The organism is Streptomyces sp. R-07, assembly GCF_049913175.1.
Classification (GTDB): domain Bacteria; phylum Actinomycetota; class Actinomycetes; order Streptomycetales; family Streptomycetaceae; genus Streptomyces.
In genome coordinates, this window is the sequence record NZ_CP183978.1 from 7,638,789 (window position 1) to 7,653,786 (window position 14,998).

The following is a 14,998-nucleotide window of genomic DNA, read 5'->3' on the forward strand; positions in this document are numbered from 1 at the left end:
CGCTCACGCGGTGAACGCGGCGCCGTCCAGGGTCCAGTGCGGGTCGGGGGTGACCCCGAGGGCCGTGTAGACGTGGGCGGCCACGTCGGCGTGGTGAAGGGGGCCCCGCCGGACCGTGTCGGCGGACAGCCCGGGGCCGCACGCGGCGATCCACGCCGTGCGCTCCTGCGGGCTGCGCCCGCCGTGGCCCCCTTCGTCGCGGTGGCCGTGGTCGGTCACCACGATGACCGTCCACTGTTCCGCCGCGTGCCCGGGCCGGTCGCGTACGGCGCTCAGGAGCCGTCCGAGCCGCCGGTCCGCGGCCTCGATCGCCTGGCGGTACTCCTTGCCGCAGCCGAGGTAGTGGGCGGTCTCGTCGACGGCGCCGAGGTAGACGAAGCCGGCGTGGAGCTCCTCGTCCAGGCCGAGGAGGTGTACCGCGTCGCCGGTCACCCGGTCGTCGACCTCCTCCCATGCCTCGGGGGTGTCCTCGCGGGGAGCGACGTAGCGGAGCCGGGTGGGGGAGACGAAGAGGGGGCCGCCCTGGCGGGCGAGGAAGAGCGGCTCCCAGCCGCCGACGGCGAAGGTCCGCCGTCCGCAGTCGTTCGCGAGGCGCGTCGTGAAGTCGGGGAAGACGTCGAGCCGGTTGCCGTCGAGGCGGTTGCCCCAGACGGCGTGCTTGGAGACACCGACGCCGGTGACGATCGTGGTCCAGCACGGGCCCGACATCGTGGGCGTCCCGGAGTCCACCTCGACGGGGGCCAGGAAGCCCGCGCGGGCGATCCCGTCGAGGTGGGGGGTGTCCAGCTCGGGGAGGAGATCGAGGCGTACGCCGTCGATGCCGATCACCAGTGCACGGGCGCTGTCCATGGGCGCTCCAGGGGAGTCGTGGGCGGTTGTGGAGGTGGCGTTCAGGAGCCGACGGGCCGGGGCCGGACGGGAGTTCGGGGGCGAAGTCGCAGGGCCGGACCGAGGTTCAGGACACGACGCGGTGGAGCCGGAGGGTCGTTCAGGACTCGACACGCCTGAGCCGGATCAGGCTGCTCGCGTAGTCCCCGGCGGGCAGTCGGGGGTCGATGCCGTGACGTACGAGGACGGCGCCGCTGTGGACCTGCTTCAGGTCCCGGTCCAGATAGCGCGCCCCGGGGTCGAGCGCGGGCAGCCGCACCGGGTCGGGCGGGTGGCCGAAGCGGGTGGTGGGGCGCCAGGTGAGGAGCACGTGCTCGCTGTCGTCCGGTGCCGCGTAGTGGACGGCCGTGACCGCTCCACCCGTGGTGGCGCGGTGCAGGTGCCCGCGCTGTACGAGCGGGCGGATTCCCTTGTACGCGGCCACGAGCTCGGCGGCCTCGGCGAGTTCCTCCACGGACCAGGCCGTCAGGTCTCCGCCGAGCCCCAGCGCGCCCGCCATGGCGACGTGGAAGCGGAAGCGCAGGGGGGTGCGCCGGCCGGTGGCGGTGTTGGGGCTGTCGGTCACCCAGGCGGCCATGGCCTGGGCGGGGAAGAGCTGACCGAAGCCGTAATGGATGCCGATCCGGTCGACCGGGTCGGTGTTGTCCGAGGTCCAGGCCTGATCGGTGCGGGCGAGGATGCCGAGGTCGACGCGCCCGCCGCCGCCCGCGCACGCCTCGATCCGCAGTCCGGGGTGGGCGGCGCGGAGCCGGTCCATGACGCGGTGGACGGCCCGCGTGTGGTCGATCCACAGGCGGTCGGGGTCCGGATGGCCGTCCCAACCCGCCTCGGTGAACGCCCGGTTGGCGTCCCACTTGAACCAGTCGACGGCGTTCTCGCGCACCAGGCGGTCGAGGGTCTCCCCGGCCCAGGCCTCGACCTCGGGACGGGCGAAGTTCAGCACCAGCTGGTTGCGGAGCTCGGTCGCGTCGAGCCGTGGGGAATGGATGACCCAGTCCGGGTGGGCGCGGTACAACTCGCTGTCACGGTTGACCATTTCGGGTTCCACCCACAACCCGAAGTCCATGCCGAGCCGGTGGACCTCGTCGGCGAGCGGACGCAGCCCCCGGGGGAAGGCCTCGGGGCGGGGGGTCCAGTCGCCGAGCCCGGACCGGTCGTCGCGGCGGGTGCCGAACCACCCGTCGTCCAGGACGAAGAGCTCGGCGCCGAGGCGGGCCGCCCGCTGTGCGAGCCGGATCTGACCCGCCTCGTCGACGTCGAATCCGGTGGCCTCCCACGAGTTGTAGAGGACCGGCCGGTCCCGGTCCGGCTGTGGCAGGACGTGCCGGCGTACGTGTTCGTGCCAGGCGCGACTGGCCGCGCCGAATCCGTGCGGGGTGTACAGCCCGGCGTACACCGGGGTGCGGAGGCTCTCGCCCGGCCGCAGGGTCCAGCTGAGGCCCTCGTGACCGAAGCCGCCGGTCCATGTGGTGCGGCCGGCCGGATCGCGGTGGACCGTGACGCGCCAGCTTCCGCTCCAGGCGAGGGCGGTGCTCCATACCTCGCCCCGCTCCTCGGTCGCGGTGCCGTCGTCGAGGGCAAGCCAGGGGTTGGCATGGTGGCTGGTGAGTCCCCGGCGGCTGGTCAGGACGGTCTCGGCGACGGGCAGCCGGTCGCGCTGGAGCTGGAACTCGCTGTTCCAGCCTCCGGTCAGATGGCTGAGCCGGTAGTCGGCCAGCGGGGGAGCGGTCCAGGAGGCGGAGTCGAGCCGGTCCACGGTGATCGGATCCGGCGGGCCGTCCGCGGGACCGGTGTGGGTGAGTTCCGTCCAGCGCTCGACGACGTCGCTGCCGGGCCGGACGCGGTAGCAGAGTTCGGTGCGCAGCGGGTGGTGCCGGTCGTCGAGACGCAGTCGCAGTTCACCGCCCTCCACCGTGTGACCGGTGAAGCGCCACTGGGCACCCCGGGTCCCGGAGGCGAAACGCACCTGCAGGCCGGCCGGTCCGAACCGAGCACCGGTCTGCGGGGCGAGTTCGTCGGCGGCGGCCTCGGTCTCGAAGCTGCTGGCGGCGCGGGAGACCGCGTCGGGCGTCGCGCCGAGGTCGGCGTCGTCGAGCGGCGCGCCCCAACGGAGGTGGCGAGGGCTGCCGTCGGAGCCGAGGCGGAGCGTGTACACGCTGTTCGGTGTGCGCAGGACCGCGTGGCCGAGGTCGGGGTCGAAGGTGACGAGCGGAGGTGTGGCGTGCACGGATGGGGGCCCCTGACGGTGCGGAGAGGAACAGGGTCGTATCCAGGGCGACATGACGGATCATCAGGTCGACGTCGCGGTCGTGCCTCGGGAAGGGCACGAGGCGGGCTCGAGCGTAGGACGGCCCCAACTCCCAAATCAATACTGGAAGAAGTTATTTATTTGCTCTACGTTGCTCCCGTGTTTCGACATCGCTCCCAGCCTTTGGTCAGTGCACCCGCCGAGACCGCGGTCCTCGCCCTGCTCCTCGCGGAGGGCCCGCTCAGCAGGGTGGAACTCGCCCGACGCACGGGACTCTCCTCGACGGCGGTCACCAAGGCGGCCAGACCGCTCATCGACGACGGCTATCTGTACGAACTCCCGCCCGAACGCACCGCACCCGGTGCCGGACGGCCGGTCAACCCGCTGGCGGTCGCTCCCGACCGGGAGTACTTCATCGGGCTGAAGATCATCTCCGACCAGGTCTTCGGCGCCGTATGCGATCTACGGGCCGGCGTCAGGGCCACGGCCGTCCGGGCGCTCGACGAGTGCACCCCCGAGGCCGTCACCCGCCTCGTCGCCGAGCTGGTCGACGAACTCCTCGACGCCGACCCCGCGTTCCGGCAGCGCACCCGCCACCTCGGCGTCGCCATGAACGGCGACGTGGACCGCGACAGCGGCCGTCTCCGGCACTCCGGCCTCCTCGGCTGGCGCGACGTGCCGCTGGCCGAACTCCTCACCGCCGCCACCGGCCTGGCCGTCACCGTCGAGAACGACGTCAGGGCGCTGACGGTCGCCGAGCACTGGTTCGGCGAAGGCATCGGCACCGGCTACTTCGCGCTCGTCACCATCGGCGCGGGCATCGGCTCCGCCCTCGTCGTCAACGGACGACTGCTCACCGGCGCCTACGGCGTGGCCGGCGAGGTCGGACACATCTGCGTCGACCCGGCCGGCCCGCTCTGCCGCTGCGGAGCACGCGGCTGTGTCGAGGCGATCGCCTCGACCGAAGCCATCCTCGCGGCCGTCCGCCAGGACACCGGGACGGCTCAGCTCACCTTCGACGAGGCCGTCGCGATGGCACGCGAGGGCCACCCCGCCGCCCGCGAGGCCTTCGCCCGGGCCGGGCGGGCGATCGGAGTCGGCATCGCGGCACTGGTCAACCTCGTCGGACCGGAGCGGGTCGTCGTCAGTGGCGAGGGGGTCGACACCTACGACCTGTTCGGCCGTCACATCCAGGAGGGGTACGCCGGACACGTCTTCGGGGCGGCCTCCCGGTGCCCGCTGTCGCTGCGCCCGCTCCCCTGGGAGGAATGGGCCCGTGGCGGTGCGGCCGTGGCCATCCAGGCGCTCTTCCCGCAGTACGCCGCCACCCCCACGACCGGCGTCGGCTGACCCCGCCGGCCGTCGCGTACCACTCCCTGGCCACCGCCCTCCTCTGCCGGCAAGCACTGACGAAGGCGCAGGCCAGGGAGTACATCCGCCGTACACACCCTCAGAGAAGGATGCGACATGAGCGCACGCACAGCCGAGCTTAGCCGACGCGGTTTCCTCACGGGATCGCTGCTCATAGCCGCCGGAACGGTCCTGACGACCGGCTGCAGCACCGACCCGACGGGCGCCTCCTCCTCCGGAGCGAAGACCACCCTCAACGTCTGGTACCACGCCTACGGCGAGGCCGGGACCCAGCAGGCGGTGATCCGTTACGCCACCGCCTTCACCAAGGCCAACCCGGACATAGCCGTCAAGGTGACCTGGGTGCCCGGCGACTACTCGGGCAAGCTCAACGCGACCCTGCTGACCGACGCGGCCCCCGACGTCTTCGAGATCGGCGACTTCAGCGAGGCCATGGCACGGCGGGGTCAGATCGCCGCCCTCGACGACGTCTACGGCAGCGCCAGGAGCGACTTCAACACCAACGCCCTCGGCTCGGTCACCGTCGACGGCAAGCTCTACGGCGTCAAGATGATCGACGACGTCATCGTGCTCTACTACCGCAAGAGCGTCCTGGCCAAGGCCGGGATCACCCCGCCCACCACCTTCGACGGGCTCGCCGCCGCGGCGAAGGCCCTGACCACGAAGAAGGGCAAGGGCCTCTTCGTCGGCAACGACGGCATCGGCGACTCCCCGAGCAACGCCGTCTGGTCCAGCGGCGGCGATCTCGTGACCGCCGACGGCAAGGTGGCCTTCGGGACGGCACCGGCGCTGGAGGCGATCACCGCCCTGAAGCGCCTGCACGACGACAAGTCGCTGCTGCTCGGCTTCACCACCGACTGGTGGGACCCCTCCGCCTTCACCCAGGGCGTCGTGCCCATGCAGTGGTGCGGCCTGTGGGCGATGCCCGCCGTCCAGGACGCGCTCGGCGACGACTTCGGCGTGCTGCCGTGGCCCGCCTCCAAAGCCGGCGGCACTCCCGTCGTCCGCGTCGGCGGATGGACCGGCTGCGTCAACGCCAAGGGCGGCAAGGTGGCCGCGGCGAAGAAGTTCGTGCAGTGGCTGTGGGTCCAGCAGACCGACCTCCAGAAGGACTTCGCCGAGAGCTACGGCTTCCACGTCCCGCCGCGCACGTCCGTGGCGGCGACCGCGAAGAAGCTCTCCGAGGGCACCGCCAAGGAGACCGTGGCACTCGCGGCGAAGCACGGGAAGCACAACCCGGGCACCTGGGACACGGCCGTGAGCAGCACCTTCAACGCGGCCGCGGCGAAGATCGTCGCCGGTCAGGGCGATCCGGCCGCCCTCCTCGCCGACGCGGTGACGAAGGCCCAGAGTCAGATCGACAAGCAGCTCGGCCGATGAACCCGGCGACGGACCTCACGCTCAAGCCCGAGCGTGCCGGGCGCCCCGCGGTCACCCCGCGGGGCGCCGCCGGGACCGCCAGGACCGGCCGGCCCCGTGCCGGCCGGTCCGGCTGGGCCGCGTTCCTGCTGCTGACCGCACCCATGCTGATCGGCCTCGGCGTCTTCAAGTACGTCGCGATCGGCTGGAGCTTCCTGCTCAGCCTCAGCGACGCGCGCGGCACGATCGGGCTCGGCCACTGGGTCGGACTCGAGAACTACCGCACCCTCCTGTCCGACCAGGCCTTCCGCGACTCCCTGGTCCAGATCCTGCTGTTCACCGCCTTCATCGTGCCGGTCACCTTCGCCGCCTCCCTGGGGCTCGCCCTCCTGGTGCACCGGATCCGCCGGGGCCGGGCCCTGTTCCGTACCACCTTCCTCATCCCGGCGGCCGTCTCGTACGTCGCCGCGTCCCTGCTGTGGAAGATGTCCCTGTTCAACGGCCTGCCGGCGGGCATCGCCAACACGATCGGCGGATGGTTCGGCGCGGAGCCGGTGGCCTGGCTGCAGACCACCTCGCCACCGCTCTACTGGATCGTCCTCGTCACCCTGCGCCTCTGGCTCCAGGTCGGCTTCTACATGGTGCTCTTCCTCGCCGGGCTCCAGACCATCCCCAAGGAGCTGTACGAGGCCGCCGCACTCGACGGCGCCACCGGCCGGCGACTGCTGGGCAGGATCACCCTGCCCATGCTGCGCAACACGTCCGTCGCCGTGCTGATGCTCCTCTTCATCGCCGCCTTCCAGGCCTTCGACGAGTTCTACAACCTGTTCAACAGCGGGCAGTCCGGCACCGGCACCGCCCCCGTGCGGACCCCGCTGGTCCACCTCTACAACACCGCCATGGGCAGCCAGGACTACGGGCTCGGCTCCGCCGGCGCCTTCGTGCTCACCGCCCTCGTCGTCGGAGTGACCCTGATCCAGGGACGGTTCACCGGCTTCGGCAGGAGCGGAGAATGAGAAGCGCATGACCACCCTGCCCGGACTCGCCCGCGCCGCGCGCCTCCTCGCCCGCGGCCTCCTCGTCGGCCTGCTGACCGCGGCCTTCCTGGCGCCGTTCTACCTGATGCTCCGCAACTCCCTCATGGACTCCAGGAGCCTGACGGCACCGGAGTGGACGTGGTGGCCCTCGACGATGCACTTCGAGAACTTCACCGCCCTGTTCGACGACCCCGCCGTCTCCATGGGCCCGGCCCTCGGCAACTCGCTGCTCATCGCGGCCGTCACCGCACCCGTGTCCACGCTCCTCGCCTCCGCCGCCGGATACGCCCTCGCCAGGATCCCGGTCCCGGGACGCGGTGTGGTGCTGGCCCTGGTCGTGGCCACGCTGATGATCCCCGGCTCGGTCACCTTCGTACCGACGTTCGTCGTCGTCGGCTCCATGGGCGGGGTCAACACGCTGTGGGGCATCATCCTGCCCGGGCTCTTCAACCCCTTCGCGGTGCTGCTCTTCCGCAACTTCTACCTGCAGTTCCCGAGCGAGATCGAGGACGCCGGACGCCTCGACGGCCTCGGCTGGCTCGGCCTGTACCGCCGGGTCGCCCTACCGAGCTCCGGGGCGATGCTGGCCTCGCTCGGCGCGCTGTCCTTCATCGACAGCTGGAACTCCTTCCTGTGGCCGCTGGTCATCGGCCAGGACCCGTCCGCCTGGACCGCCCAGATCGCCCTGTCGACCTTCCTCACCTCGCAGACCATCAACCTGCCCGGACTCTTCGCCGGCGCCGTCGTCACCATCACGCCCTTGGTCGTCATGTTCCTCGTCGCCCAGCGCTACATCGTCGAAGGCATCGCCACCAGCGGCCTCAAGGGCTGACGCGGACGACAACCGGCCCCCAGACTCCCCGGACCACCGGTCCGGGGCCCGCACCGGCCCGAGCCCTCACCCCCACCTCATCCGGAGGGAAACACATGAGACTCGTACGATCCGTGACACGCGGCCTGCCCGCGCTGCTCGCGACCGCGGCACTGCTCGCCGTGACCGTCCCCGGAGCCGACGCCGCCCCACAGGCGGCCGCCGCGTCCGCGCCCACCCCCCTGACGGGCGAACAGCTCGCCGCCTCCTGGACCGCCCCCCTCTCCACCCGGGGCCGGTACGTCGTGGACGCCGACGGCGACCGCTTCAAGCTCAAGTCCGGGAACTGGGCGGGCGCCCAGGGCACCTGGGAGGGCAGCGGCGACGTCAACGACGTCACGAACCACCAGGCCGACCAGATGTCCCACAACATCCCCCTGGGCCTGGACCGGACGCCGATCGACCGGATCCTCGCCGACTTCCACACCCTCGGCCTCAACAGCATCCGCCTGCCGTTCGCCAACGCGCTGGTGCACGACACGACCCCCGTCCCCGACGCGGCGGTCGCCGCCAACCCGCAGCTCAAGGGCAAGACCCCGCTCCAGGTCCTCGACGCCGTGATCGCGGCCCTGACCGCCGACGGATTCGCCGTCATCCTCAACAACCACACCACCAGCTACCGCTTCTGCTGCGGCCTGGACGGCAACGAGCGCTGGAACAGCGGCCAGACCACCCGGCAGTGGATCGACGACTGGGTCTTCCTGGCCAAGCGCTACCGGGACAACAAGCGCGTCGTCGGCGCCGACCTGCGCAACGAGGTCCGCCGCGACACCTGGAACGACTCCAACTGGGGCTGGGGCGACGACCACGACCTCAACAAGGCGTTCGAAGAGGCGGGGAACGAGATCCTGCAGGCCGCCCCCGACCTGCTGATCGTCATGGAGGGCATCAACTGGCAGGGCATCCCCACCGACCTGACCAGCCACGGCCGCCCGATGCTCACCCCGGTCGCCACCCTCTCCAACACCCTGATCCGCTCCGACAAGCTGGTCTACGCCGCCCACTTCTACGGCTACACCGGCCCGAACCACACCGGCGCCACGGGCACCGGCGAGACGCACGACCCGCGCTACGAGGAGCTCACCCCCGAACAGCTCGCCCAGGCCGTCGACGACGAGGCCCTGTTCGTCACCCGGTCCGGCCAGCACTTCACCGCACCCGTGTGGATCAGCGAGTTCGGCGCCGCCGGCCGCGGCGACATCGACTCCAGGGAACGCGCCTGGTTCGGCAACTTCACCGACATCCTGGTACGCAACGACAGCGACTTCGCCATCTGGCCGCTGGTCGGCTGGACCGACGCCACCGGCAAGCCGCAGGACAACTGGGCCATGGTCAACTACAGCGCCGACGGCACCCGGCTCGGCGCCATGGACCCGGGCGACTGGCGCGCCACCGACTGGAACAAGCTCGTGAACGCCCCGGGCACCACCGGCCGGATCGCTCCCTCCCCCCGCTGGAACATGCTCGACCTCGACTACGGCCACCAGGACGTCTCCTCCACCATGCTCGCGAAGCCGGACTGGTCACCCGGCAACCGGAAGGGCAACTGCCCCGACACCCAGCGCCTCGTCGGCCTCGGCCGGAGCGACAGCCGCGGCCTGTGCACCGACGCCGGCCAGCCGGCGAAGGCGAGCGGAGCCTGGACCGTCGTCACCGACGAGCGGTACGTCACCGGAGGCGACTGGGCGAGCGGCTACAACAAGCTCCAGTGCCCCGACCGCACCTTCGCCGTCGGCTACAGCGTGAACGGGAACGCCATGGCAGCCCTCCTGTGCGCCCCCGCGGCCACCGCCCTGCCCACCACCAACCGTGTGCTCTGGTTCGACCACGGCGACAACCGGCCCGCCACCGGAGGCTCGAACGCCAGCGACTGGGCACCCGGCTACTACAAGGGCCAGTGCGCCGACGGCGAGTACCTCGCGGGCGTCGCCTTCACCTGGAAGTGGCTGCACTACGGCGTCCCGGACGCCCTGCTCTGCCGCCCGCTCGTCTGATCACCCCCGCACCGTAGAGGTGCGGGACCGGCCCGGTCCTGGGCCCCGCCCAGGACCGATCATCCGCCCGGAGACACCATGCACAGCAAGCAGCGCCTCATCGAGCAGCGCCTGAAGCGGGTGCTCACCGAGCGGATCCGGCCCGCCGTGCACGCCAGGACCGTCCCGCTCCGGGCCGGCGTCTGGAACGTGCCCGGCGAGCCGGTGCCGGTCGCCGACGGCCTCGCCGCGCGGTACCGGCCGGTCGAGCTCGGTCACCGCTGGGGGCCGCCCTGGTCGACCAGCTGGTTCAGGATCACCGGCAGGGTCCCCGAGGAATGGGCCGGCCGGCGCGTCGAAGCCGTCGTCGACCTCGGCTTCGACGTCACCGGCGCCGGCTTCTCCACCGAGGGCCTGGTGCACCGCACCGACGGCACCGTCGTCAAGGCCCTCAACCCCCGCAACGGCTGGATACCGATCGCCGATCCCGCCCGGGGCGGCGAGGAGTTCACGTACTACATCGAAGCCGCCGCCAACCCCGCCCTCTGCGACAGCCACCGACCGACCCCGCTCGGCGACCCGCCTCCGTGGACCACCGGGACCGGCGACGCCGGCGACCCCCTCTACCGGCTGCTCCGTCTGGACCTCGCCGTCTTCGACACCCAGGTCTGGGAACTCGCCCAGGACCTCGACGTCCTCGGCGAGCTGATGCTCGGACTCCCCGAGGCCGACCCCCGCCGCTGGCAGCTCCTCCTCACCATCGACCGCGCCCTGGACACCCTCGACCTCCAGGACATCTCCGGCTGCGCGTCCGCCGCCCGCGCGGTCCTCCGGCCGGCGCTCTCCGCCCCCGCCGTCCCGAGCGCCCACCGCGTCTCCGCCGTCGGACACGCCCACATCGACACCGCCTGGCTCTGGCCGCTGCGCGAGACCGTCCGCAAGGTCGCCCGCACCCTGTCCAACGTCACCCACCTCATGGACGACCACCCGGAGTTCCTCTTCGCCATGTCCCAGGCCCAGCAACTGGCCTGGCTGAAGGAGCGGCGCCCCGAGGTGTACGCCCGCGTCCAGGAGAAGGTGAGAAGCGGCCAGTTCCTGCCGACCGGCAGCCTCTGGGTGGAACCCGACACCAACATCACCGGCGGCGAGGCCCTCGCCCGGCAGCTGATCCACGGCAAACGCTTCTACCTCGACGAGTTCGGCGTCGAGACCGAGGAGATGTGGCTGCCCGACACCTTCGGCTACAACGCGGCCATGCCGCAGCTGATGAAGCTGGCCGGCATCCGCTGGTTCCTCACCCAGAAGATCTCCTGGAACACCACCAACAGGTTCCCCCACCACACCTTCCGCTGGGAGGGCATCGACGGCACCCGGATCTTCAGCCACTTCCCGCCCGTCGACACGTACAACGCGGAACTGACCGGCGCCGAGCTCGCCCACGCCGTCGCCAACTTCCAGGACAAGGGCCCGGCGAACAGTTCGCTCCTCCCGTTCGGCTACGGAGACGGCGGCGGCGGCCCCACCCGCGAGATGCTGGCCCGGGCCGCGCGACTGGGCGACCTCGAAGGATCGCCCCGGGTGGCCGTCGAGCGGCCCGCGGACTTCTTCGCCCGCGCCGAGGCCGAGTACCCCGACGCCCCGGTGTGGCTGGGGGAGCTCTACCTGGAGTTCCACCGCGGCACCCTCACCAGCCAGCTGCGCACCAAGCAGGGCAACCGGCGCAGCGAGCACCTGCTGCGCGAGGCCGAACTCTGGGCCGCCACGGCGGCAGCGCGGGCAGGCTTCCCCTATCCGTACGAGGCGCTCGACCGGCTCTGGAAGACCGTCCTGCTGCACCAGTTCCACGACATCCTGCCCGGATCCTCCATCGCCTGGGTGCACCGCGAGGCCGAGCGGACGTACACCGAGGTCCTCGACGAGCTGCAGGGGATCGTCGCCTCGGCCCAGCGCGCCCTGGCCGGCGACGGCGACCGGACCGTCGTCTTCAACTCCTCCCCGTACGCGCGCGGCGACGTCCCCGCCCTCGGCGCGGCCGTCCGGAGCACGCCCACCGGCACCACCGATCCCACCCACCCCACCATCACCCCCGCACCGTCCGGCGGCGGCTTCGTCCTCGACAACGGCCTCGTCCGGATCGGGATCGACGCCCGCGGCCTGGTCACCTCGGCCCTCGACCCGGCCACCGGCCGTGAGGCGGTCGTCCCGGGCGCCGCGGCCAACCTTCTCCAGCTGCACCAGGACTTCCCCAACGAGTACGACGCATGGGACATCGACGAGTTCTACCGCAACACGGTCCGCGACCTCACCGAGGCCGACGCGGTGCGCGCCGAGCCGGGCGGCGTCCGGATCGTCCGGACCTTCGGCGACTCCCGTATCGAGCAGCTCCTCTCGCTGCGCGCGGGTTCCCGGCGACTCGACATCGACACGGAGATCGACTGGCACGAGCGGGAGAAGCTCCTCAAGGCCGCCTTCCCGCTCGACCTGCGCGCCGACCACTCCTCCGCCGAGATCCCCTTCGGCCACGTCAAGCGCCCCACCCACACCAACACCAGCTGGGACGCCGCCAAGTTCGAGATCTGCGCCCACCGCTTCCTGCACGTCGGCGAGAGCGACTGGGGCGCGGCCCTCGTCAACGACTCCACCTACGGCCACGACGTCACCCGCGACGTCCGCCCCGACGGCGGCACCACCACCACCGTCCGCCTCACGCTGCTCCGCGCACCCCGCTTCCCCGACCCGGACGCCGACCAGGGCCGGCACCGGCTGCGGTACGGGCTCGTGATCGGCGCCGACGTCCCGGACGCCGTCCGCGAGGGCTACCACCTCAACCTGTCCGAGCGCGCCGTGCCCGGCTCGGCGGCCGTGCCACCCCTGGTCGCGACGGACAGCGACGCGGTCGTCGTCGAAGCGGTCAAGCTCGCCGACGACCGGTCCGGTGACGTCGTGGTCCGCCTCTACGAAGCACACGGCGGACGCGCCAGGACCGAGCTGACCCTCGCCTTCCCGTGGAGCGCCGTCACCGAGACGGACCTCCTGGAGCGCCCCCTGGCCGGAGCCGTACCCGTCCGGCCGGACGCGACGGACGGCACGGGGCCGCGCCTCACCCTGCGCCCCTTCGAGATCCGCACCCTCCGTGTCGCACGCAGGGGCAGTGCGTGACCCGAAAGACCGGCCGACCCGATCGACCCACCCGGGAGTCTCCGTGAGCATCGAACTCCAGGCCGTCCTCCTCGACATGGACGGCACACTCGTCGACACCGAGCGACTCTGGCTTCGGGCGGTCGAGGAGGAGGCGGTCGGGCTCGGCCTCGTCCTCACGGACGAGGACCGCGCGTTCGTCCTCGGCCGGGCGATCGCCGACAGCGCCGCCCACCTCGCCGACCGTGCCGCCCACCTGGCCGACCGTCCCTCCCGCCCGGCCGCGCGGGCCGCCGGCCGTGCCGACCATGTCGCGCTCGGCGAGTCCCTCGAACGGCGCTTCACGGAACTCGTACGCCGCGAGGTCGTTCCTCTGCCGGGTGCGGTGGACCTGCTCGCCGCCCTCGCGGCCGAGGGCCTCCCGGCCGCCCTGGTCTCGGCTTCGCCGCGCCCCGTCGTGGACACCGTCCTGGACGCCTTCGGCCGGCACTGGTTCACCACCTCGATCGCCGAGGGCGAGACCCCGCGCACGAAGCCGTTCTCCGACCCGTACCGAGAGGCCATGACCACCCTCGGCGTCACCCCGGCGGCCTGCGTCGCCGTCGAGGACACACCCACCGGCGTGGCCTCGGCGGAAGCGGCCGGCTGCGCGGTCCTCGCCGTACCGTCGCTCACCGTCATCCCCCCGGCCCCGCGCCGAAGGATCGTCAGGACTCTCCTGGAGGTGGACCTCGCCCTGCTCCGACGACTCGTCGCGGAGCCGTGAGGCGCTGGCCACCGCCTGGTGGACCGCGCCCAGCAGGCGAAGGCGGCGATCAAGGGCGGCAAGGCGAAGAACGTCATCCTGCTCGTGGCGACGGCATGGGCGACTCGGAGATCACCCTCGCCCGCGACCACACCGCCGGCGCCAACGGACGCCTGAACATGGACAGGTTCCCGCTGACCGGTGCGTACACCACGTACGCCGTGCACGAGGACGGCACTCCCGACCACGTCATCGACTCCGCGGCCGGCGGCAGCGGCTGGGCCACCGGTGTGAAGACGGTCAACGGCCCGCATCTCCACGGCGCCCGGCGGCGACAAGGCCGTGCCCACCCTCCTGGAGCTCGCCCAGAAGAAGGGGTACGCCACCGGCAGCGTCGGCGTGCCCCGCCGCGAGGGCGGCGAGCGGAAGAATGGCCGGATGCGTATCCGTATCGACGCCACCGACCTGCCCGGCCGCACCTGCCCGTCCGGGGACGGCACGGCGTACCGGAACGTCCATGTGGCGGTCCAGCGCCGCGGTCGGCCCGCCGAGCTGCTCGATCCGCAGCCCGGCGACGCCGAGGCCGCCACGTGGTCCCTGGAGTGCACCAGGGCCGCCACGGCGGCCGGAGCCGACATCACGGGGCCCTACGTCCAGGGCCGGCCGGGAGACCGGTTCGTCTACCTGTCATGGGGGACCGTCGACGACGCCGGGGCCTTCACCATGTTCCGGCGCGCCAAGCTGATGCTCGACGCCGTCCCCGAACCGGTGCTCGCGGCCGCCGCCCGGAGCGGACTGCTGGTGGGACGCCTCGGCCTGACCGACGCGTGCGGCCGCCCCCTGTGCGCCGGGGTCGTGCCTCCGCGCGTCTCGTGGAGCGCGGAGCCCGACGTGTGAGACGCGACCGCCGCTTGGCACAACCTTTAAGGTCACCCACTGTGGGAACTCGTGCTCACGGGGTGATCATCGAGGGGGAGGGCTTCCCCGTCGGAGCCGCCCTTGGGTGATGGAATGGTCAAGTCCCCTTGAGGGTCGGGTAAACGCCGAGAGCGGCCGGCAACTCTTCCCGACTGCAACGGCTTGACATGGCTTGAGCACTATGGCTGGCTGGGGTCCAGTCATGTGGCGGGGCCGTTCGAGAGGGCGGGTCCCCGGGCGTGACGTTCTGCCAGGCGTCTTGGGCGCCGGGTCAACGGGGAGTGCCGTTCAGTCGGCACGTACGGGGGATGTCTATGTTCACGCGCAGCTGGCTCGCTTCGGCGTCCTCGGCTCGGCGTCGTATGTAGCGGCTGGTTCCGAGCCCTCGCGGCTCGCTGAGGGCGGCCGCGCCGCCACCGTCTCCACAGGCTGCAAGCACTCAGTGCGCAT

At 71.9% G+C, this 14,998-nt stretch carries 10 protein-coding genes and 1 pseudogene; 9 read left to right on the plus strand and 2 right to left on the minus strand.

Translation table 11 applies throughout. The annotated features are described in order from the left end of the window. Positions 1-3 precede the first annotated feature (3 nt). A complete protein-coding gene (locus ACN9M0_RS34845) occupies positions 4-849 on the minus strand; it encodes an alkaline phosphatase family protein (protein ID WP_426404863.1) in 846 nt (281 codons plus the stop codon). 139 nt (positions 850-988) lie between these two features. Further along, positions 989-3,115 (minus strand): alpha-galactosidase, encoded by a 2,127-nt coding sequence (locus tag ACN9M0_RS34850; protein WP_426404864.1) that lies wholly within the window; start codon positions 3,113-3,115, stop codon positions 989-991. A gap of 180 nt (positions 3,116-3,295) precedes the next feature. Between ACN9M0_RS34850 and ACN9M0_RS34855 the strand changes: the two genes are divergently transcribed. The 9 genes and pseudogenes from ACN9M0_RS34855 (at position 3,296) to ACN9M0_RS34895 (ending at position 14,527) form a co-directional block, all read left to right on the plus strand. Continuing rightward, a complete protein-coding gene (locus tag ACN9M0_RS34855) occupies positions 3,296-4,486 on the plus strand; it encodes an ROK family protein (protein ID WP_426404865.1) in 1,191 nt (396 codons plus the stop codon). Between the two features lie 117 nt (positions 4,487-4,603). Next, positions 4,604-5,887 (plus strand): ABC transporter substrate-binding protein, encoded by a 1,284-nt coding sequence (locus tag ACN9M0_RS34860; protein WP_426404866.1) that lies wholly within the window; start codon positions 4,604-4,606, stop codon positions 5,885-5,887. Then, positions 5,884-6,882 carry a carbohydrate ABC transporter permease gene (locus ACN9M0_RS34865; protein ID WP_426404867.1) on the plus strand — a complete coding sequence of 333 codons (999 nt, stop codon included), beginning with the start codon at positions 5,884-5,886 and terminating at the stop codon, positions 6,880-6,882. The genes ACN9M0_RS34860 and ACN9M0_RS34865 overlap by 4 nt, the downstream gene beginning before the upstream one ends. A gap of 7 nt (positions 6,883-6,889) precedes the next feature. Next, the gene (locus ACN9M0_RS34870) at positions 6,890-7,735 is read left to right on the plus strand and encodes a carbohydrate ABC transporter permease (protein WP_366041979.1); all 846 of its coding nucleotides are present in this window, start codon (positions 6,890-6,892) and stop codon (positions 7,733-7,735) included. Between the two features lie 95 nt (positions 7,736-7,830). Further along, positions 7,831-9,768 (plus strand): glycoside hydrolase family 5 protein, encoded by a 1,938-nt coding sequence (locus ACN9M0_RS34875; protein ID WP_426404868.1) that lies wholly within the window; start codon positions 7,831-7,833, stop codon positions 9,766-9,768. 78 nt (positions 9,769-9,846) lie between these two features. Beyond that, the gene (locus ACN9M0_RS34880) at positions 9,847-12,906 is read left to right on the plus strand and encodes an alpha-mannosidase (RefSeq protein ID WP_426404869.1); all 3,060 of its coding nucleotides are present in this window, start codon (positions 9,847-9,849) and stop codon (positions 12,904-12,906) included. A 43-nt stretch (positions 12,907-12,949) separates the two neighbouring features. Beyond that, positions 12,950-13,651: an HAD family hydrolase gene (locus ACN9M0_RS34885; protein ID WP_366041976.1), complete on the plus strand. Its 702-nt coding sequence runs from the start codon at positions 12,950-12,952 to the stop codon at positions 13,649-13,651. Positions 13,652-13,687: 36 nt separating this feature from the next. Continuing rightward, positions 13,688-14,026 (plus strand): annotated as a pseudogene (locus ACN9M0_RS34890) (alkaline phosphatase); the annotation flags it as partial. A gap of 42 nt (positions 14,027-14,068) precedes the next feature. Next, the gene (locus tag ACN9M0_RS34895) at positions 14,069-14,527 is read left to right on the plus strand and encodes a DUF5990 family protein (protein WP_366041981.1); all 459 of its coding nucleotides are present in this window, start codon (positions 14,069-14,071) and stop codon (positions 14,525-14,527) included. The last annotated feature ends 471 nt before the right edge of the window (positions 14,528-14,998 follow it).